Origin of the sequence: Anabaena sp. WFMT (assembly GCF_051781005.1) — a bacterium.
In the GTDB taxonomy this organism is placed as follows: domain Bacteria; phylum Cyanobacteriota; class Cyanobacteriia; order Cyanobacteriales; family Nostocaceae; genus Anabaena.
In genome coordinates, this window is sequence record NZ_JBPWOA010000005.1 from 20,471 (window position 1) to 43,644 (window position 23,174).

A 23,174-nucleotide genomic window follows, 5' to 3' on the forward strand; every position below is an offset into this window, starting at 1 on the left:
ATTCCTCCGTTAAACTCAGAGTTTGGCGGGGGAATCATATCGTTGAATACTTATCATTAAGGGAGCAGGGGGAAAAAGAATTTTTGGATTTCTGCACAAACAATTTATATCGCCAGTGATTAGGTGGACATGAAATCAAATACTTTGGAGAATGTAGGATATCAGACAATTTTGGATTATAGTCGGCTTTCTGAGATTTTTAAAACTAACTTTCGCATATTAAACATACTCAAAACGGTTAGGAATTTTACTTTTTATTGATGAAAAAACTGGCTCTCCCTATTCACAGAGAGGAGTTCCATATTTGGTTAAACTATGAACCGTTTGCAGCATACTAAAGAACCCAAAAAATTAGATTAATTATGAAAAATCAAAATATAGAAAATACTCCTTTAAAGTCCTATTCCAATCCTGAAAGATTCTGGCAGAGTTTTTTGCGAGATTTCACAGATCCTCTTACATTAGCTGCGATCACTCCTTTTTCTTCATCCCGTCAAACCCAGGAAATTTGCATTTCCAAGGCTCAAACTTCAGATTTGACAACCTTTATGCAAACCCATACAATAAGCCTTAATACCTTAATTTATGGGGCATTATCTCTACTTTTAAGTCATTACACCAGAGAAACAGATATTCTGTTTGGAGCAATCACCAAAAAACTTGATTTCTACATTCTACCTGTGCGAGTTTTCGTTGATGCCAATACTTCATTATTATCATGGTTGCAAGAACTAGAAGCACAATGGTCTACCTTGATCAACCCTGAATCTACTCCCCTACAACAAATTCGAGAATGGAGTGAAATTCCTCCCGAATTACCATTATTTGAAATCCTAGTGATATTTGGAAATTATGAAAAATCAGAATATCTTCAACTGGCTGATTATCCTCTAATTTTATCCATTGATACAGAGTCGGATTTATTAATAAAAATTCATTATCAGCAAAATCAATTTGCAGACAATGCCATAGTGAGAATGTTAGGACATATAGAAACTATATTAACAAATATAATTAATCTTCCCGCACAAACTCTTGCTTATATACCTTTACTTACAGAAAAGGAAAAACATCAATTATTAGTTGAATGGAATCAGACTCAGACAGATTATCGCCCAGAAAAGTGCATCCATCAACTATTTCAAGAACATGCAGAAAGAACACCTGATGCCATAGCGGTAGTGTTTGAGAATGAACAACTAACTTATCAAGAACTCAATCAACGTGCGAACCAATTAGCCAATTATCTACAAACATTAGGAGTGCAACCAGAGGTTTTAGTTGGTATTTGCACAGAGCGATCTCTAGAAATGATTGTTGGTATATTAGGTATTTTGAAAGCAGGTGGAGCTTATGTACCTTTAGATATTACCTATCCCAGAGAGCGGTTAGCTTTCATGTTATCAGATTCCCAGGTGTCAATACTATTAACACAACAGCATTTAGTTGAAAAAATACCAGAACATCAAGCGAGAATAGTTTGTTTAGATCACGATTGGGAACATATCACCAAAACACCTTCACACAAGATAGAAACAACTGTTAAACCCAATAACATAGCCTATATTATTTATACATCTGGGTCAACAGGTAAACCAAAAGGTGTTCTCATTCCCCACTCTAACGTCGTGCGTTTATTTGCAGCTACTCAATCTTGGTTTCAATTTAACCACAATGATGTTTGGAGTCTTTTTCATTCCTATGCTTTCGACTTTTCTGTTTGGGAAATTTGGGGTGCGCTTTTATATGGTGGTCGTTTGGTAATTATCCCTTATTATGTCAGTCGCTCACCAGAATTATTTTATCAATTATTAGCTCACGAAAAAATTACAGTTTTAAATCAAACACCTTCAGCTTTTCAGCAACTGATGCAAATAGAAGCATCTTTAAAAAATGAGAATAACTTGAACTTACGCTTGGTGATTTTTGGTGGAGAAGCACTGAATATTCAAAGCTTAAAACCTTGGTTTGACAGACATGGAGACAAGTCTACCCAATTAGTGAATATGTATGGGATTACGGAAACCACCGTTCATGTTACCTATCGTCCCATCAATATAGCTGATCTCAGTTCTTCATCAAAAGTAATTGGTTGTGCAATTCCCGACTTACAACTTTATATATTAAATTCTCAACTGCAACCTGTACCTATCGGTGTTGCTGGGGAAATCTATGTGGGAGGAGCAGGTTTAGCGCGTGGTTATTTAAAGCGACCAGAATTAACAACGGAAAGGTTTATTTCTCACCCATTTAATCATCAACCAGATGCTCGTCTTTATAAAACAGGGGATTTAGCACGTTATTTACCTAATGGTGATATTGAGTATCTAGGACGCATTGATAATCAAGTAAAAATTCGCGGTTTCAGAATTGAATTAGGAGAAATCGAAGCAGTATTAAATCAATATCCAAATCTGAAAGCAACTAAAGTGATTACAAGAGAGGATATTCCTGGAGATAAAAGATTAGTTGCTTATATTATTCCTAATAACAGTGAAAATTCTACAGCGGAAATATCTGATCAAATTCGTGAATATCTCAAACAAAAATTACCTAATTATATGATTCCTGCTGCTTTTGTGGTGTTAGAAACTTTTCCTTTAACTCCCAACGGCAAAATTGACCATCGCGCTTTTCCTGTTCCTGATTTTTCGGCTTCTACAAATAATTATCTTGCTCCCCGTAACCCCACAGAAGAAATTTTCGTGCAAATTTGGAGTCAGGTTCTGAAAGTAGACAATATTGGCATTAATGATAACTTCTTTGAATTAGGAGGACATTCTCTATTAGCTACGCAAGTAACATCCAGAATTAGACAAATATTAAACCAAGAAATACCCATACGTTTATTATTTGAATTTCCGACTATTTCTCAACTGTCTGCACAAATTGGTATTACCAAACCGACTGATGATAATTTATCAATACCAGCAATTGAAACTAGACAACACCAATCAAATCTGCCACTATCTTTTGCTCAACAACGTCTTTGGTTTTTAGATCAATTACAACCCAATAGCACAGCTTATAATCTATCCTACACTTTTCAGATTCAGGGTTTACTCAATATCAGTGCCTTAGAACAAAGTATTGATAAAATTATCCAGCGTCATCAAATTCTCCGTACTAATTTTGTAGTTGTAGATGGAGAACCAACTCAGGTTATTAATAATATTGACTTCCATCTACCCATCATTGATTTGCAGCGGGAAGCAGAAGTTGAGAAAGTCGTTAACCAAGAAGCAGAAAAATCTGTTGATTTAGCTCAAGATTTTCTATTTCGCATCACCTTATTACGACTGAATGCAGACAAACATCTGCTGTTAATGAATATTCACCACATTATTTTTGATGGTTGGTCTTTTGGAATCTTCTTTGATGAATTAAAAACACTTTATACAGCTTATTGTGAAGGTTTAAATTCTTCTTTATCACAACTACCTATTCAATATCCAGACTTTACATTGTGGCAGCAACAGTGGCTGAGTGGTGCTATTTTAGAATCGCAATTAAATTACTGGCAACAGCAATTAAGTGGAAATTTACCTCTATTAGAATTACCTACAGACCGTCTGCGTCCCAGACTGCAAACCTACGCAGGAGCAACACAATCTTTTATTTTATCACCTGAATTAACTACAAGTATTACATCTCTTGCTCAAAAAGAAGGTGTAACTTTGTTCATGACTTTACTAACGGTATTTAAAGTATTACTTTGCTGTTATAGCAGTCAAGAAGATGTAATTGTGGGAACTCCCATTGCAGGACGTAACCGCAGCGAAATTGAAGGTTTGATGGGATTTTTTGTGAATACTTTAGCATTGCGGACTGATTTAGGTAATAATCCCAGTTTTATAGAATTACTAAGTCGAGTCCGACGGGTATGTTTAGAAGCATATACTCATCAGGATGTCCCATTTGAACAGTTAGTTGAGGTATTGCAACCAGAACGTCATTTAAGTCATACTCCTATATTTCAGGTGATGTTTGCTTTGCAAAATGCACCAATGGGAGAATTACAATTACCAAATTTGACGGTGACAGCTTTAAAATCAGCAGTACAAACTGCAAAATTTGACCTCACTCTGTCAATGGAAGAACGGAATGGACAGCTGATAGGTGAGTGGGAATATAATACGGATTTGTTTGATGATTTGACAATGGAGCGAATGATTAGAAATTTTCAGATTTTATTATCTGGGATCTTGGCTAATCCTGAGCAAAATATTTGGCAATTGCCTTTACTTACAGCACAGGAAAAACATCAATTATTAATTGCATGGAATCAGACTGAGGTAAATTATTTTCAGGATCAGTTGATTCATCAGTTGTTTGAAGAACAAGTAGAGAAAACACCTGATGCAGTTGCAGTGGTGTTTGAGAATGAACAACTAACTTATCAAGAACTGAATCAGCGTGCAAATCAATTAGCAAATTATTTGCGAAAATTAGGAGTTGGAGCCAATAAATTAGTAGGATTGTGTTTAGAACCGTCTTTGGCAAGAATTGTCGGGTTGTTAGGAATCCTCAAAGCCGGAGGTGTTTATTTACCCTTAGATCCGGTTTATCCTCAAGAACGTCTGAGATTTATGATGGAGGATTCACAAGTTTCTATTCTTTTGACTCAGGAATTTTTAGTTGCTAATTTATCAGTAAATTCGCTGCAAGTTGTAAATTTGGATGCAGATTGGGAGAAGATTTCCACAGAATCGACAAATAATCTTCAGAGTTGCGTCACTGGGGAAAATCTGGCTTATGTTATTTATACTTCTGGTTCGACGGGTATTCCCAAAGGGGTTTTGATATCCCATCAAGCGATCGCACTTCACTCTCAGAATATCATAGAGCATTATGAGTTAAACGCAAGCGATGACCGCATTTTACAATTTGCATCCCTGAGTTTCGATGTATCCTTAGAGCAAATTTTACCAACTTTGGCAGTTGGAGCAACCCTCATCCTAGTTAATGCAAAGTTATTAACTCCCTGGGAATTTCACCAAAAATTGATTGATTACGGTTTAACGGTTGTGAATATTCCTCCCATTTACCTGAATCAATGGTTGCAATTTTTGGCAGAAACTGCTGATGCTACTCCCATAAATCAACTCAGATTAGTCATTTGCGGTGGTGAAGCACTTCCACCAGAAACCCTAAAAATCTGGTACAACAGTCCAATAGCAGGAGTACGCTTAATTAATGCTTACGGACCAACTGAAACAACCATAACAGCAATCACTTTTACAGTACCTCCAGAAATTACACCAGTAGAATCTTACAGCAGTATCCCCATTGGTCGTCCATTACCAAACCGTAAAATATATCTTCTGGATCACCACAAAAATCTCGTTCCCATTGGTGTTGCTGGAGAGTTATATATTGGTGGAGAAGGTTTAGCACTAGGTTATTTAAATCGACCAGAATTAACAGAGCAGAAATTCATTACCAATCCTTTTGAAGATTCAAAATTATATAAAACTGGGGATTTAGCTCGTTACCTACCAGATGGTAATATTCAATTCTTAGGTCGCACCGACAACCAAGTAAAAATTCGTGGTTTTCGGATTGAATTAGGAGAAATAGAAGCTCTATTAAATAAACATCGAACTATTCAGGATGCTAAAGTTATCACGAGAGAAGATATTCCTGGTGATAAAAAATTAGTTGCCTATATTATTCCTAAATCTGTAAACAAGGAAATGAGCAATGCAGATTTCATCCCCTTACAATCAGAAATCTCTGAGCAAATCCGTGAATATCTCAAACAGCAGCTACCTGATTACATGATTCCTTCTGCATTTGTGGTCTTAGAATCTTTCCCTTTGACTCCCAACGGCAAAATTGACTATCATGCTTTGCCTATTCCTGATTTTTCTACTCCTCAAAATAATTATGTCGCTCCTATAACTCCTACACAAAAAATTCTTGCTAATATCTGGAGTCAGTTACTTAAAGTAGAAACCATTGGCATTGATGATAACTTTTTCAACTTAGGTGGACATTCATTACTGGCCACAATGCTCATCTCCCGGATTAGAAAAACCTTTAACATAGAAATACCGCTACGCTTACTATTTGAATTTCCTAGCATCTCCCAACTTTCTGAACATATCTGCATTACCGAACAAATCCATGATGATTTATTATTACCAGCAATTGCACCCAGAAAGCAAAAGGAAAATATACCACTTTCATTTGCTCAACAGCGGCTTTGGTTTTTAGCACAATTAGAACCCAACAACATTGCTTATAATATGCCGTTGATATTACGACTCCAGGGTTTACTGAATATCACAGCATTAGAACAAACCATTAATGAAATCATACAACGTCATGAAATTCTCCGCACGAATTTTATTTCATTGGATGGACAACCAATTCAAGTAGTTACTGATCATATTACCTTTAATTTACCTATCATTGATTTACAACTTTTATCAGATGAAAATCGAGAAATAGAAGTTAAAAAAATAATAAGTCAAGAAGCAGAAAAACCTGTTAATTTAGTTAAAGATTCACTGTTCCGTGTTAAATTATTGCGATTGAGTCCAGAGGAATATCTGCTGCTATTTAATATTCACCATATTATTTTTGATGGCTGGTCTGATGATGTATTGCGAAGGGAAATGGCAGAAATTTACCAAGCATTCTCTAGAGGGAATTCCTCACCATTATCACCACTTACCATCCAATATAATGACTTTTCTCTGTGGCAGCGTGACTGGGTTACAGGTGAAGTTTTAGAGTCTCAACTTGTTTACTGGAAACAACAATTAGGTGGAAATTTACCTATATTAGAATTGCCTACAGACCATCCCCGTCCGCAAGTACAAACTTATCAAGGAGCAACTCATTCCCTGATTTTATCTTCAGAATTAACTGCAAGTATTAAATTACTTTCACAAACAGAGAATGTGACTTTGTTCATGACTTTACTGGCAGCGTTCAAGATATTACTTTGTCGCTATACTGGACAAAAAGATGTAATTGTGGGAACCCCTATTGCGGGACGCAACCGCAGAGAAATTGAGGACTTAATTGGGTTTTTTGTCAATACTTTGGCTTTGCGGACTGACTTGAGTGGCAATCCTAGTTTTCGAGAATTACTAAATCGTGTGCGGCAAGTTACCTTAGATGCTTATGCTCACCAAGATTTACCTTTTGAAAAGTTAGTCGAAGAACTCCAACCTCAAAGACATTTAAGCCATACTCCGATATTTCAAGTTTGGTTTAACATGATCAATTTGAATACAGATGCTCTCGAACTCAATGATTTAAAAATCGAGCCTATAACGATTATTGAGACTACTTCTAAGTTTGATTTGAATCTCTATATAGAAGAAAAAAATCATGAAATTCATCTGCAATTTGTTTATAACAATATTCTCTTCAATGCAGATACAATTGAATGGATGGGAACACATTTTCAGCGATTGTTGACAGTAATTTCTGCTTATCCAGAAAGACCTATTTCGACTTTCTCTCTTATAACTGAAAGAGAACGTTACGAATTATCTCATCTCCGTAATTCTCATCGTCCCATTAATTCATTTATTGAATTTTCAAAACCAGAAATTGAACAATCTATACCGGCACGGTTTGAAGAGCAAGTTAAAAAATATCCCGACAATATTGCTATCAAAACCAAAAATCATCAATGGACTTATCAAGAATTAAATCTCCAAGCCAATAGAATTGCTAAAATTCTTCTAGAAGAAAGTTTAAATACACAGGCTAATATTGCTCTATTATTTGACCATGATGCACCAATGATAGCGGCAATTTTGGGAGTCCTGAAAGCAGGTAAAACTTATGTTCCTCTCGACCCCAAATATCCTCAAGATAGGGTTGTCTATATTTTAGAAGATTCTCTGGCTCAAGTGGTTTTAACTAATCACAAAAATTTGCTTATTGCTCAAGAATTAATTCAAGAAAAACTACCAATTATTAATGTTGATGAAATTAATATTAGTGATTCTGCTGTAGAAATTAATCAACCAATATCACCAGATACTCTTACTTATATTCTTTATACTTCTGGTTCGACAGGAAAGCCGAAAGGAGTCATCCAAAATCACCGAAATGTTCTACATTTCATCAGAAACTATACCAATAATCTCCATATTTGCGAAAATGATAAATTAAGTTTATTTGCATCTTATAGTTTTGATGCAGCGGTGATAGATATATTTTCTGCTATCTTGAATGGTGCTACTCTCTACCCCTTTGATATCAAAGCAGAAGGTTTAGCTCATTTATCTGCATGGTTAGAGGTAGAAAAAATTACTATTTATCATTCTACTCCTACTGTTTATAGAAGCTTTATGCAGATTTTATCTGAAAAACAATCAAGAGCAAAAACACAACTTTCTCAAGTGCGTTTAGTAGTCTTGGGAGGAGAACAGGTTGTTAAAAGTGATGTGGAGTTGTATCAAAAATATTTTGATGATGAATGTATTTTTGTTAATGGTCTTGGTTCTACAGAATCTTCTTTTAATCTTCAATATTTAATTGATAAAAACACCAGAATTACTCAGCAGTATGTTCCTGTCGGTTATGCTTTTGAAGATACTGAAATTCTTTTGCTTGATGATGAGGGTAAGCAAACTGATATTTATGGAGAAATTGCGATTAGAAGTCCTCACGTTGCACTAGGTTATTGGCAGAAACCAGAATTAACAAAAGCTGTGTTTTTAGATGATCTGCATGGAAATAAGAGAATTTATCGCACGGGAGATTTAGGCAGATTAACAGCTAATGGTGCGATAGAATGTTTGGGTAGGAAGGATTTTCAAGTAAAAATTCGTGGTTTTCGGATTGAATTAGGGGAAATTGAAGCTGTCTTAAAACAACATTCCTATGTGAAGGAAACTGTTGTGGTTGCGAGAGAAGATATACCTGGGGAAAAGCGATTAGTTGCTTACATTATTCCTAGCACAAATATTGACGCATTTATTTCTCATCAATCTTCCATTATCAATGAAATAAAACATTATCTGCAAGAGCAGTTACCTGATTATATGGTTCCTGCGGCTTTTGTCATGCTTGATGTTATGCCTTTAACTCCTAATGGAAAAATTAATCGTCTTGCACTCCCTGCTCCTGATTTGACAAGGTTAGAAGCAGAAAAATATGTAACTCCATCTGATAATTTGGAACTGCAACTCACAAAGATTTGGGAGAATGTTTTAGGTGTCCGTCCTATTGGTTTAAATGATAATTTTTTCGATGTGGGGGGACATTCACTACTAGCTGTAAAACTATTTGCTCAAATTGAAAAGATATTTGGTAAAAATATTGCGCTGACTACTCTTTTTCAAACTCCGACAATTAAACAATTAGCTAATGTGCTGCGAGATGAAGGATATTCAAGTTCTTGGTCTTCGTTAGTTCCGATTCAACCTCATGGTTCTAAACGACCCTTTTTCTATATTCATACTATTTATGGAGGTTTGATATACAGCTTGAATTTGTTATCTAAGCTGGATGCAGATCAACCAGTTTATGGTTTACAAGCACAGGGTTTAGATGGTAGAAAGTCTCCTCATACTTGTATTGAGGATATGGCATCTCATTACATTAAAGAAATACAAACCGTTCAACCGCATGGGCCTTATATATTAGGTGGGTGGTGTGCTGGGGGGATGATAGCTTATGAGATAGCACAACAGCTTTATGCACAAGGAGAGACTGTTGAATTATTAACTATTTTTGATGCTTATCCTCCCAAAATGATACAGCCATCTGATCAAGTTGTGAATTCTTTATCTATAAGAAAAACAAACTCTCGTATTTATGAATCTATATTATATTTAATGGATATGATCAAGCGTAATCGCGGCTATTTTGCTAATTTGACAATTCAACAGCAAATAATTGCGATTTGGGGAAATATTAATCGACGGATTGAGGATAAAATTAAGGAAATTGTCTATCAATTTTATGTGCATAGGAATCTACCTTTACCGCATGGACTCCGCCATTTAGTAGTTAGAGATGCGATCGCACAAGCTTACAGAAATTATTGTCCCACAGTTTATCCAGGTCAAGTGATCTTTTTTAGAGCGGTTGACCAATCTCAAGAATATGCTCGTTATCTCAAAAGGTGGGAAGAATTAGCTGCTGGTGGCTTAGAAATTCATGATATCCCCGGTAATCATGATAGTATTATGGCTGAACCTCATGTTTCGGTTTTGGCTGAAAAGTTAAGAGACTATTTAAGCAGATAAGCAGTGAACTGGTAGAGTGGAAATATAAGAAAATATAAAGTCGCCAGATTTCACCGCAAAACATGGGCAGTATTTGGGAACTCGATTTTTACTCCCGTCCGATTTTGGACGAAAATCAAAAAAAAGTTTGGGAAGTCTTAGTTTGCGAAAGTCCCTCGGATGTCCGCACGAAAACAGATTCTTTATTTCGCTATGCTCAATATTGCCCTAGTACCCAGGTAAATTCGGGTTGGTTGCGGACTGCGTTACAGGAAGCTATTGAGAAAGCGGGGGAAGCACCAATCAAAATTCGCTTTTTCCGCCGCCAAATGAATAATATGATTACTAAAGCTTGTGAAGGTGTGGGTATTCCCGCTATATCTAGCCGCCGCACTTTGGTTCTTAATCAATGGCTACAGCAGCGCATGGAGGAAGTTTATCCCCAGGAACCAGGGTACCAAGGGGTCGCAAATCCGTCAGTACGTTTAGATAAACCTTTACCCCAACGTTTACCTGACGCTTTGGAAGGAAAACAGTGGACATTTGTGACTTTAGAGGCTGGGGATTTTGCAGAAATGCCAGAGTGGGAAATTGGTTTTGGTGAATCTTTCCCCCTAGAATTAGCGGAATTGTCACCAGAAGCTCGGATTCCAGGGATTTTGATTTTTTCACCGAGAGCTTTACCATTAGCTGGTTGGATGTCTGGTTTGGAAATGGCTTACTTGCACTTTGATACCAAGCAAGGAGATAGATTGATTTTAGAAACCGGTGCAACTGAAAGCTGGATTGTCGCAAATATTAAAACTCCTCAACTTCTAGCTGAGGCTCAAGGTTTTGCACAAGCGAAGGCAAAAGCCAATGGAGTTCATTTCATTGGTGTGCAGACAGATCCCCAAGCTCAATCTTTTGCTGGGTTTTGGCTGTTACAAGAGGTGAATTTGCCTTAAATGGGGACTAGGAAGCAGGGGGAGAATTATCTATAACCTCTTACCAATCACCAATCACCAATCACCTATGAAAATTACAACGGTTGCGACACGCTGATGGGATAATAAACTGCGTCTATCTGGAGTTTACAATCCAAAGTCCACAATTAATCAAGGGAAATGGCTTCTGCAAATTTGTCACAAGATACACTAGCGGAACAGCTGCTAGAACTTGCCTTAAAATCTGGCGCAGAGGCTGCGGAGGTGTATCAGTCGCGATCGCTTTCTCGTCCTGTGTTTTTTGAGGCTAACCGCCTAAAACAACTAGAAACCAGTCAGTCGGAAGGTACAGCACTGCGGCTGTGGCTCAATGGTCGTCCCGGACTAACGGTGGCTTACGGTTCTGTAGATCCACAAGTGATGGTAGAGCGATCGCTGGCTCTAAGCCAACTCAATCAACCGGAACTATTAGAATTAGTCGGTAATTCTCCTACATCCTACTCTGATGTTGGGGAAGCGGTACCCGTAGAAAAGCTGATTAAATGGGGCAAAGAAGCGATCGCCCTGATTCGTGATGTTTATCCAGATGTTCTCTGTCACAGTGACTGGGAATGTGATATCGAAAACACCAGATTAATCAATAGTAAAGGTTTAGATTGTCACTATACTGACACCACCCTTAGCTGTTATATCTCAGCAGAATGGGTGAGAGGTGATGATTTTTTGAGTGTTGCAGATGGACAAACCCAGCGGGGTGAACTCAACCCAGATAAAGTCGCTCACCAAATTTTACAGCGATTAGCTTGGTCAGAAGATGATAATGTTGCTACCCCTAGCGGTCGGGTTCCGGTTTTGTTCACTTCCAAAGCTGCGGATATGTTATGGGGAACTGTTCAAGCTGCTTTGAATGGAAAACGCATTCTAGAAAAGTCTTCCCCTTGGGGAGAAAAACTAGGTAAACCCATTGTTTCACCGAGTTTAACCCTTTATCAAGACCCAGAAGCAGGGCCTTACAGTTGTCCTTTTGATGATGAAGGTCAGCCAACACAGTCTTTGATATTTATCGAAAACGGTATTTTACAAAATTTTTATAGCGATCGCACAACTGGACGACAATTAAATATTGGTAGTACCGGCAATGGTTTTCGTCCTGGTTTGGGTAGCTATCCCACCCCCGGTTTATTTAACTTCCTCATTCAACCAGGTACAGCATCCCTACAACAATTGATTCAAGACATGGATGAGGGTTTAATAGTTGACCAAATACTGGGAGGAGGAGACGGCATTTCTGGTGATTTTTCTATCAATATTGATTTGGGATATTGGGTGAAAAAAGGCCAGGTAATTGGCCGCGTTAAAGATACGATGGTCGCTGGTAATGTCTACACAGCCCTCAAACAACTAGTTAAACTCGGTGGAGATGCTGATTGGAATGGTGCTTGCTATACGCCTTCGTTAATAGTAGAAGGACTTTCAATCACTGGGAGAAATAGTTAAAATAAGTCGGAATCCAGAATTGTGTTCACTATTTCAAGCGATCGCAAAAAGTCAGAAGTCAGAAGGAACAAGGAACAAGGAACAAGAATATTTTTCTCTTCTGTTCCCTGCTATATCAAACATTCTGTATCCTGAATCCTTATCAAGGGACTTCCAAATAAAAATAATCCCCAATTTGTAGGGTGGTTTAGCGCAGCGTAACCCACCATTATCCTCATCTTAATCCTGAAAATTCTTAAATCCTGAAAATCCTAATTCTGACAATTAATCATGTTAAAATTTTGATAAATATAAGTGCAAATATGGTTTAGCAATCCTCAACCTCTACCAACTAAATGATATCTGACCACTGCTGTAAATTAAATTGAAGAGTTACCACCATGACCTCAATTGAAACTACTACAAATCAACTACCCACAAACTCACTGTACGAACAAGATTTTAATATCTGGATAGAAACTACTATCAAAATTTTACGCGATCGCCAATTTAATCAATTAGATATTGATAACTTGATTGAAGAAATAGCAACGATGGGTAGGAGTGAAAAACGGGAATTAATCAATCGTCTCAGAGTATTGATAGAACATCTATTAAAACTAATATATTGGGAACAAGTAAGAGCAGAAAATCAACGCGGTTGGTTAGATACAATTGTAGAACAACGGCGACAAATTCAGGAATTATTAAAAGATAGTCCGAGCTTAAAACCTTTATTATCAGAAATATTCACAGAATGTTATACAAATGCCAGGAAGGATGTTTTGATAAAAACAAATTTTCCTAGTAATAAAATTCCTACTGACTTATCATTTACCCTTGAGCAAACCTTAGACATTAATTATCTACCTTAGAGGATAATATTAGAGGCAGAGCCTCTATAATGGCATTCCCCGTCGGAGACTGGGAACGAGATCATGATCCTGCAAATCCTGATTCAGTCAAATCGGTGGAAGTTTAACTTATAGCGATCGCACCTATGTTGTGCGTGAAGCCGATGAACAACTATTTTAACTTTTAAATATAGGTGAACATTGTTTTATTTTAAATTCCCGTCAAATGGGTAAATTGATAGCATTATTATAGCGGTATGCATTTGAATGAAATACATCATAGCCCCCTCATCGCTTGCGGGGAGGGGGTTGGGGGTGGGGTTCTTGTATCTCACTCAACCGAGAACCGCTATAAAATACTTGCAAATATCATTTAGGATTGCTATATCAATTCAATATTAAAAATTAAAATTTATGATTTTGCTTCAGATGCTGACTCAACGCTTTCGCCTTTTGTGGCAGCCGAGAAGAGGTTTAGCGATCGCAGAAGCTTGTATTATTGGTATTGTCGCTGCTTTATCTGCTGTATTACTCAAACAGGGTTCAGGATGGTTAGGAACATGGCGAGTCCATAGTACTCAGGTGTTACCAGCTTGGCTGACCTTACCAATCATAGGTATGGTTTTCGGGTTTTTGGCTGGTTGGTTAGTGCAAAGGTTAGCACCAGAAGCAGCTGGTAGTGGTATTCCTCAAGTCAAGGCTACTCTGGCAAATATACCCATGAAGCTATCCTGGCGGGTAGCATTGATTAAATTACTCAGCACAATCATTTCCTTGGGTTCGGGTATCACTTTAGGAAGACAAGGCCCCACTGTTCAAATTGGTGCGGGTTTAGCTGCGGGAATGAGTCGTTGGGTTCCCACCTCCCCAGAACATCGGCGACAAATGATTGCAGCAGGGGCGGGGGCTGGGTTAGCGGCGGCTTTTAACGCACCCATTGCCGGGGTATTATTTATTATTGAAGAGTTACTACAAGATTTATCAGGACTAACTTTAGGAACTGCGATTATCGCCTCTTTTATCGGTGGGGTAATTTCCCGATTATTAGGCGGTGGAAGTCTGCAACTTAACCTGCAATTGATGGAGTATTCTAGCAGTTTCTCTTTGCTAGAAATTCCGGTTTTCTTAATTTTGGGTGTTTTGGCAGGGTTGCTAGGGGCGTTATTTAATCAGGGATTAGTTTTTAGTGTTAAAGTCTACCGAAGATTACATATAAGTTTACCGCTACGAGTAGCTTTGGCTGGCTTTGTTTCTGGTTTAATCGTGGCTTTACTACCTGAGTCTTACCGAGATAATACTGGGTTAAGGGAGTATATGATTACGAGTGAAGCTAATCTTCCCTTTGCTGCGATCGCATTTATTGCTCAATTTATTTTAACCTTAATTGCTTTTGGTTCCGGCGCACCAGGGGGTTTATTTGCGCCCAGTCTCATTTTAGGTTCTTGTTTAGGACATTTAGTTGGGGTATGTGAGTTTCATCTTTGGGGGTTAGGTTCTCTGACTACCTATGCTTTAGCAGGTATGGGGGGATTTTTTAGTGCTGTTTCCAAAGTCCCCATGACAGCAATTGTAATTGTGTTTGAGATGACGACGGATTTTAATTTGGTTTTACCGTTAATGATTGTCTCGGTCACATCTTATTTAGTAGCAGATAAAGTAGTACCTGGTTCGCTATATGACAAACTTTTACTATTAAATGGCATCACTATTCAAAAAGATGCGCCCATAGAAGGAATATTAACTCAATTAACAGCCAAAAACGTGATGCAACAACGAGTGGAAACTCTAGAGACAGATATGGCTGTAGAAGAAGTTATCCAGGCGTTTTCCCGTTCTCATCATCGGGGTTTTCCGGTAGTAGAAAATTCTAAATTAGTAGGAATTGTTACTCAATCAGACTTGCAGAATCGCTATTTATCTAACGGTATTTCTTTAAGAGAAATCATGACACCCCAACCGGTCACAGTCACACCCACGCAAACACTGGGTGATGTACTTTATTTACTAGACCGCTATCAAATCAGTCGTTTACCAGTCGTAGAACGACAAAAACTGATTGGGATTATTACCCGTGCAGATATTATTCGGGCGGAAGCAGACCATATTAATTGCGAAAATGGAGTTAGTGGACCCCAACCAGAACCTTCTTATGTAGTATACCAAACGCGATCGCCTAGCATTGGTAGAGGGAGATTATTAGTAACCCTGGCTAACCCAGACACAGCAGAGACTCTATTACAAATGGCAGCAACTATTGCCCGCGATCGCCATTATGAATTAGAGTGTTTACAAATCATCCTCGTCTCCCGTCACAGTTCCCCGTCTGAAACACAAGTCAGCACCACAAAAAGTCGTCGCTTACTCAGACAAGCAGAAGCTTTAGCCAAAAAATGGCACATTCCCATACATACTCAAATTCGAGTCGCCCATGATGTCGCCCAAGCCGTTTTAGAGACAATTAAGGAACGACATATCGACCTGATTTTTATGGGTTGGAAAGGTAATACTTCTACTCCCGGTCGTATTTTTGGTACTGTTGTTGATACTGTAATTCGCCAAGCTACCTGTGATGTTGTCTTGGTAAAATTAGGCAACATTTCTGATTCTTCTCATTTCAATCGTTGGCTAGTTCCAATGGCTGGAGGCCCAAATGCACGGGCTGCAATTAAATTATTACCTGCTTTAGTAACATTAGGAAATGATGCTGAAATTCGCCTTACTCAAGTATTTAAACCATCAGAATTAAAGCCAGATATGATAGTTTTAGAAGAATCAACTCGCCAGCTAATGCGTCACCGCAATTTACACAGTACTGTTATTGCTTCACCAATACAAGCAGATTCCGTGGCCGAAGGGGTAATTGATTTAGTGAAAACGGAAGGTTACGATGTTGTAGTTTTGGGCGCTTCTCGTGAGGGATTATTACAACAAGCAATTCAAGGAAATATTCCTGAAACTATTGCTTCTGGTGTAGAAAGCACAGTGATTTTGGTGAGAGGGGCAAATAATTCGTAATTCGTAATACCGCTACGCGGAAGCAAGCTACGTAATTCGTAATTATTATCCAGTTCCCAATTCCCAGTGACGTATTGCAATACGCCCTTACTGTGTATTGGGGTTGTGATTAATAAATTTTCTGTAAAAGTTTTTTACTACCGAAAAGGACAATCATTAACAAACCAAACTGAATTTGCCAAGGTGCTAGAATAAGACTCAAAATCAAACTCACAGCTGTAAATACACCGGCTATGTAAGCAATTTCATCGTTTTGGTTTAAAAAATAGCCAGTTACTAAACCAGTAAAGATTGGAATTAGAAAAAACAAAGGCATTTTACTAAAATCCTGAAATGACAACAGACAGAATGGTTGATCTTCATAGATTCAACCTAGTACTTGGGAATAATTTCTGATTATACACTTAAGTATGCTTTATTTACAATAGTTTACAAAAACTGGGAATCTGAATTTTGATCAAATTATATAATCATCCAGTAGATTATTAACAGTTTTTCCTATTTTCTGTTCCCCGTACCCTGTTCCCTCTTTAAAAGTAATATTTTCCACTTAAACACCCAAATGTTGAACATTCCGCAACTACTAGCAACTGAACTAGAACTTAACCCCAATCAGGTGCAAAATGCACTGGAACTTTTAGCCGAGGGTGCGACAATTCCTTTTATTGCGCGTTACCGCAAAGAACGCACGAATGAGATGAATGAAGTGCAATTGCGGGATTTATCTGATAGGTATACATACTTAATAGAATTGGAAGAAAGGAAAAAAGTAATTTTAAATGCGATCGCAGAACAAGGTAAACTCAGCGATGAACTCAAAGCCAAAATCACTTCCTGTTTACAAAAAACAGAGCTTGAGGATTTATACTTACCATATAAACCAAAACGCCGCACTCGTGCCACTATCGCTAGAGAAAAAGGACTCGAAACCCTTGCCGCATTTATAAAATCCCTAAATGTAAAAAATTGTGTAGCAGCCCCATTAGAAGAAGAAGCTGCGAAATATATTTCTGAAACCCTGGGAGTGAAAACCGCAGGAGAAGCATTGAAAGGTGCTGCTGATATTCTCGCCGAAGAAGTTGCCGAAAAAGCCGAATTACGGTCATATGTGCGTGATTTTCTCTTAGAAACTGGGGTGTTTATCTCTCGGATTAAAGACGATCATCCCGAAGGTACAACTAAATTTGAAATGTACCGTAACTATCAAATCAAAGTCAAAAATATTGCCCCCCATAATATGTTGGCCTTGTGTCGGGGAGAAGCAGAGAAAATATTAAACTTTGAAATTGCTTTTGACGAAGATTTCGTACTTTCTTATTTAGAATCACAAGAAATTAAAGCCAAAGTTCGTGCAATCAGAGACTTTTATCAAACAATGTTAAAAGATGCATTTAACCGATTGATGAAAACCTCTCTGATTGGCGAAGTAATTTCTGAAAAGAAAACCTACTCTGATATTGAATCCATCAAAACCTTTGAATCAAATTTACGGGAATTGCTACTATCTGCACCAGCAGGGATGAAACCAACCTTAGCAATAGATCCTGGTTTTAGAACAGGATGTAAAGTTGCAGTACTCGAACAAACCGGCAAATTCTTAGAATATCAAGCAGTGTTTCCTCACCAAGCGGCCGAACAACGTAAAAAAGCCGCACAAACCATCAAAACCTTAATTGAAAAATATAAAATCGAATTAATCGCCATTGGAAACGGAACAGCTTCCCGTGAAACCGATGAATTTGTTTCCGAAGTTTTAGAAATCTGCGAACGCAAACCAGTTAAAGTCATGGTAAACGAATCTGGTGCATCTATATATTCTGCCAGCAAAGTCGCACTAGAAGAATTCCCTGATTTAGATATTACCGTGCGTGGTGCAATTAGTATAGGACGGAGATTACAAGATCCCTTAGCCGAATTAGTCAAAATCGATCCCAAATCAATTGGTGTCGGACAATATCAACACGACGTTGACCAAAAATTGCTGAAAAAGAAATTAGATGAAACCGTAGAAAGCTGCGTTAACTATGTTGGAGTTGACTTAAATACCGCTTCCAAAGAACTTCTCACCTTTGTTTCTGGAATTACACCAGCAGTAGCTAACAATATTATCGCCTATCGCAACCAAAATGGAGCCTTTAAAAATCGTCGTCAACTATTAAAAGTAGCCAAACTAGGGCCAAAAGCCTATGAACAAGCAGCCGGTTTTTTAAGAATTCGTAGTGGCGAAAACCCCTTAGATAGCACCGCAGTACATCCAGAAAGTTACTCACTTATAGAATCCATAGCTAAAGATTTAGGCGTATCATTAAATCAAGTCACAGAAATAGCTGAAAAACTCAAAAAAACCAACATCAAAAAATACGTCACCGAAACCATTGGTGAACCAACACTGCGCGACATCCTCAGCGAATTAGAAAAACCAGGAAGAGATCCTCGTGCAGAATTCAAATATGCCACATTCAAAGCCGGAATTAAAGAAATTAGAGATTTACAAGTAGGAATGGAACTAGAAGGAATAATTACCAACGTTGCTAACTTCGGTGCTTTTGTAGATATCGGTGTACATCAAGATGGATTAGTGCATATTTCCCAACTTGCTGATAGATTTGTAGATGATCCTCAAAAAATAGTCAAAGTCGGACAAGTTGTCAAAGTCCAAATCTTAGAAGTCAACGAAAAACTAAAACGCATTGGCTTATCAATGAAAGCAGTCAAACAATAAAACCTCACGCAAAGGCGCAAAGACGCAAAGAAAGTTTTTCTTTATTCTCTCTGCGTCTCTGCGTCTCTGCGTGCAAAAAAAATCATATCTTCACCTAACAACACCAAAATTGATATGACTACTTATCAAGTGAGATTAATCAACGAAAAACTAGGATTAGATTGCACAATTCAAGTACCCGAAGATCAATATATAATTGATATAGCAGAAGAAAAAGGTATTCGTATACCATCTGGCTGTAAACAAGGAGAATGTTCAGCTTGTGTAGCTAAACTCATTAGCGGTGAAATTGATCAAAGTGAGCAAAAATTTCTCCGTCCCCAGGAAATCCAAGCTGGTTATGTCATTACCTGTGTAACATATCCCTTATCTGATTGCGTATTAGAAACACACCAAGAACAAACCTTATATAAATCCTCCCTCTACTACAAACCAGAATAATTGAAAAACTCTCCGCGTACCTCCGCGTTAAAAAAATCCTCCTTTCGGTATAGCCTAATTCTATCTAAAACCAGATGTAAAAACTTGAATTTTACGCCAAAATAGGATTAAATGACCATAAAAGAGGTGAAAATAATGTGGGGAATATTCATAACCACACTCGCTACAGCGTTAAGTTTGTTAATTGTCGATATCATTTTCCCCGGAGTGGATATTGCTAATTTTCCCGCAGCTTTAATTGCAGGTTTAGTGATTGGTTTGATTAATAGTTCAGTGAAACCAATTATCACAACACTATCTTTACCATTGACATTCTTAACTTTAGGTGGATTTTCCTTAGTCGTAAACGGAATCTGCTTTTGGTTAGCATCAGTTTTAGTTCCTGGGTTTAGAGTTCAAGGACTAATCGCTTTTATTCTCGCGCCAGTAGTCCTATCTTTGGCTAATACATTTCTCAGTAAATATTTTGCGGAAAGGAATGTGGAATTACAAAGCAAAACTACTGAATCTTAATCTAGAAATAAGCTGGAGATAAATCTCTCGATAGAGTTTATTGTTAGATTTTGTCTCCTCAATAAATGTAAGTAAAGTTAAAAAATAGCAGAAATCCCATGAAATTAACTCGTTTGCTTCTTGGTTTATTCTTACCTCCAGTAGGTGTCTTCATGACAGTTGGTGTTGGTCCAACTTTGATAATTAACATTTTACTAACTCTTCTCGGTTGGCTTCCTGGTAGTATTCATGCACTTTGGGTAATCACCAAGCATGATGAAAGACTTAATAGAGAGGAAAGAACTTTATGACTAGACTTCTCCAGAAGTTAAATATGCATTTTCTATAACTTTTGTAGAGACATTCCATGGAACGTCTCTACTTTTCAGCAAACCCTACCCTAAAATTACGTACAGCCTGATGGTATCCGTAGGAAATATTACGAATTATTCAAGCCTATTTTTTCAAATACCATGAAATGCTGCTGAGGTAATAAATTTTTGGTTTCCTTCCAAACTAAACCCACAGTTTGCATTTCTTTTTTGACTTGTTTTTGAGTCATTTTGTGTAGACGTTTAATCATAATCAAGGGATTTTCACCCCGGTATTCTACTAAAACTACTCTACCACTTGGTTTTAATGCTTGTACAATTCCTTGCATCACTTCTTGAGGATATGCTAATTCATGATATGCATCTACCATGATTGCTAAATTTATGCTTTCAGGAGGTAAATTAGGATTAGTTAAAGTTGCTAAAATTGGTTCAATATTATTAATTTTTTTCTGTTGTTTAAAATCATCAATAATCTCTAACATTTCTGGTTGAATATCTACCGCTAAAACTTTACCTTGTGGTAATAACGGGGCTATTAAAAAACTTAAATAACCTGTACCAGCACCAATATCTGCAACTACATCATCAGGTTTTAAATTGAGAAGATTGACAATTTTACTCGGCTGTTCTTCTACTTCCCGGTTAGGTCTTTCTAACCAACCTGCACCTGTATATCCCATAACTTGAGCAATTTCTCGCCCCATGTAGTATTTACCGATACCATCATGGCTGTGATTATGGCGTTGTTCGTAAACTGTAGATGCTGCTGTCGGGAGGTTGGAGAAAGTGAGTAAGATTCCCCAACTCAGAAAAATGATGATGATTAAATTATAAAAGGTTCTAAAGAGCGATCGCACCATTCTCCCTCAATCCGTTCCGTCACTAGTGGTGTAACAACAAACTTAGCAGGAAACCCTGCCTTTACATCCACCCGCACGCAGGAATAAGGTTTTCTCCTCTCGGAACCGTGACCACTCCTTCCCACATAAAGCAACGAATCTGCAACTTTACGAGTCGAAACACCAGCAGCATCACTAAAAGTTTCCATCAATTCATTCCCCTCCTGACGTTGACGACGGGGACGACGGCCACTCCCACCACAAACAATATAGTTAATGTGAGAATCAGCATATCCTGTATTCCCAGTCCGCAGATGTTCCAAACAGTGCGCGTGACCGTTGAAAATCGCATCTACAACAGGTCTACCTTGAGTTATATTACCCAAAGTTGCCGCTACTTGTTCAAACACTCCGCGCAAACGATGACGTACAGCTAAAGTTTGTCCTTGATGCCACTTAGTTGCTTCTGTAACATAAGGTGGATGATGAAAAAATATTACCCGTCCCCGCACATCTGAACTATGCCAAGATTCAATCAACCGACTTCGCAACCAATCAAGTTGTTCAAAATCCACATCAGCACTCGTGTGAGGTTCTAATTGCTTCTCAATATCAATTTTGACCTCGTTAAGTTGGTCTACCTTCGCAACCAAATCAGCCAGTTGTTCAGCTTCTACAGCATTTTCAGAATTAAGTTTGTCGCACTCAGCCAAAATTTGCAACTCTTCTCGTTCTAATTCTTGACGACGTTGTAGCAACTCCCGACGGAAAACATCTCCCGCTTCATTTCCCGGTAAAGGTGCTGGTGTATTAAAAGTATTAGAATCGAGAGCAAAAAAATCAATTCCGCCATAACGAAACGTATAATACCGATTAGGTAAACGGGTAAAATTTCCCGGTTGGTAACGCAAACAACGTCCTGTATCAGTTTTTGCCGTATAATATTCATCCAAATGACGTTTTAAATCAGTTGGAGAAATTCCTGCCAAATAATCAATAAATGCTCTTGTATAAGCATCACCTTGATTTGAACCATGCCAACCAACCTCAATATCTTTGTAACGCAACATCCTACGCAGAGGTAAGGTAGAACCAGTTACTAATCTATATAACAAAGGCACGTCATAGTAATCATGATTACCCAAAACTGGCAAAATGGGTAATTTAAATACCATTTGGTCATAAGCAATACTTTTTGGATTTTCACCACCTACAATAAATTCGCGGTAAGGTTCAATAAAATTGGCCGGATAATATTCACGAGAACCTACCAAATAAACTACATCCCCAGTATGTAAAACAAAACGACAATCATCGTGATGACTCAGCAGCATTTCCATAACTTGGCGTTGTGGATGTTGTCCATAATCGGATTTCGTGCCACTATCACCAATTACCATAAACGAAAAATCTGGACTTTCCTCCCTGCCATCATCTAGAATCATGGAGGTTTGGTCAATTCCCCGTTCTTTAATACTAGGATGCATCCATCGCACCCTTTGCTTCATCTTTTGAATTTTGACAGGAACCGATGGCTCAAAAATCAATTTCATAGCTGAAATTAGCTAACATCTAAGCTGATTCTAACGAGTTAATCAATTTTTGATAATCACACATCCTATGTGATGTCGCTTAGTAGCGTAACACAAACTAGGATCTAATACTAATTCTACCTATGTCTTAGGGATGATATTCAAGTATTTAAATACTTTTCTTAATAAATATATCCAGTTTCCTGTCATCCGTTTGGTACAATCCCCACATATATAGAAACTACGAAAAAGTTTTTCAGCTTTATCTACTGGGAATAAGTAAGTATTCTCGAAATCTTGTAGCCGTAACTCCTGTAACAAAAAGTTATGGGCAATA

At 37.8% G+C, this 23,174-nt stretch carries 12 protein-coding genes; 9 read left to right on the forward strand and 3 right to left on the reverse strand.

The window, feature by feature from the left end; all coding sequences use genetic code 11:
* Positions 1-362: 362 nt before the first annotated feature.
* From ACSQ6I_RS04100 to ACSQ6I_RS04120, 5 genes are all read left to right on the forward strand, one after another.
* On the forward strand, positions 363-10,226 hold the full coding sequence (locus tag ACSQ6I_RS04100) for an amino acid adenylation domain-containing protein (protein ID WP_438889059.1): 9,864 nt from the start codon (positions 363-365) through the stop codon (positions 10,224-10,226).
* Between the two features lie 62 nt (positions 10,227-10,288).
* A complete protein-coding gene (locus ACSQ6I_RS04105; protein WP_438889060.1) occupies positions 10,289-11,152 on the forward strand; it encodes a Tab2/Atab2 family RNA-binding protein in 864 nt (287 codons plus the stop codon).
* A gap of 159 nt (positions 11,153-11,311) precedes the next feature.
* Positions 11,312-12,628, forward strand: a complete 1,317-nt coding sequence (locus tag ACSQ6I_RS04110) for a TldD/PmbA family protein (protein ID WP_438889061.1) — start codon at positions 11,312-11,314, stop codon at positions 12,626-12,628.
* 380 nt (positions 12,629-13,008) lie between these two features.
* A complete protein-coding gene (locus tag ACSQ6I_RS04115) occupies positions 13,009-13,482 on the forward strand; it encodes a DUF29 domain-containing protein (RefSeq protein ID WP_438889062.1) in 474 nt (157 codons plus the stop codon).
* Between the two features lie 393 nt (positions 13,483-13,875).
* A complete protein-coding gene (locus ACSQ6I_RS04120; RefSeq protein ID WP_438889063.1) occupies positions 13,876-16,476 on the forward strand; it encodes a chloride channel protein in 2,601 nt (866 codons plus the stop codon).
* A gap of 109 nt (positions 16,477-16,585) precedes the next feature.
* Here ACSQ6I_RS04120 and ACSQ6I_RS04125 read toward each other — a convergent pair whose 3' ends face one another.
* On the reverse strand, positions 16,586-16,792 hold the full coding sequence (locus tag ACSQ6I_RS04125) for a hypothetical protein (RefSeq protein ID WP_438889064.1): 207 nt from the start codon (positions 16,790-16,792) through the stop codon (positions 16,586-16,588).
* Positions 16,793-17,038: 246 nt separating this feature from the next.
* Here ACSQ6I_RS04125 and ACSQ6I_RS04130 point away from each other — a divergent pair, with 246 nt between their 5' ends.
* From ACSQ6I_RS04130 to ACSQ6I_RS04145, 4 genes are all read left to right on the forward strand, one after another.
* Positions 17,039-19,198 (forward strand): Tex family protein, encoded by a 2,160-nt coding sequence (locus tag ACSQ6I_RS04130; RefSeq protein WP_438889065.1) that lies wholly within the window; start codon positions 17,039-17,041, stop codon positions 19,196-19,198.
* 114 nt (positions 19,199-19,312) lie between these two features.
* Complete coding sequence (locus ACSQ6I_RS04135; protein WP_438889066.1) at positions 19,313-19,639, forward strand: 2Fe-2S iron-sulfur cluster-binding protein; 327 nt, start codon at positions 19,313-19,315, stop codon at positions 19,637-19,639.
* Between the two features lie 135 nt (positions 19,640-19,774).
* A complete protein-coding gene (locus ACSQ6I_RS04140; RefSeq protein ID WP_438889218.1) occupies positions 19,775-20,152 on the forward strand; it encodes a phage holin family protein in 378 nt (125 codons plus the stop codon).
* A 98-nt stretch (positions 20,153-20,250) separates the two neighbouring features.
* Positions 20,251-20,442, forward strand: a complete 192-nt coding sequence (locus ACSQ6I_RS04145) for a YqaE/Pmp3 family membrane protein (RefSeq protein ID WP_438889067.1) — start codon at positions 20,251-20,253, stop codon at positions 20,440-20,442.
* Between the two features lie 128 nt (positions 20,443-20,570).
* On the opposite strand, the gene ACSQ6I_RS04150 is transcribed toward ACSQ6I_RS04145, so the two are convergent.
* Both ACSQ6I_RS04150 and ACSQ6I_RS04155 read right to left on the reverse strand, forming a co-directional pair.
* The gene (locus ACSQ6I_RS04150) at positions 20,571-21,326 is read right to left on the reverse strand and encodes a class I SAM-dependent methyltransferase (RefSeq protein ID WP_438889068.1); all 756 of its coding nucleotides are present in this window, start codon (positions 21,324-21,326) and stop codon (positions 20,571-20,573) included.
* Positions 21,290-22,858, reverse strand: a complete 1,569-nt coding sequence (locus ACSQ6I_RS04155) for a metallophosphoesterase family protein (RefSeq protein ID WP_438889069.1) — start codon at positions 22,856-22,858, stop codon at positions 21,290-21,292. The genes ACSQ6I_RS04150 and ACSQ6I_RS04155 overlap by 37 nt, the downstream gene beginning before the upstream one ends.
* Positions 22,859-23,174 lie beyond the last annotated feature (316 nt).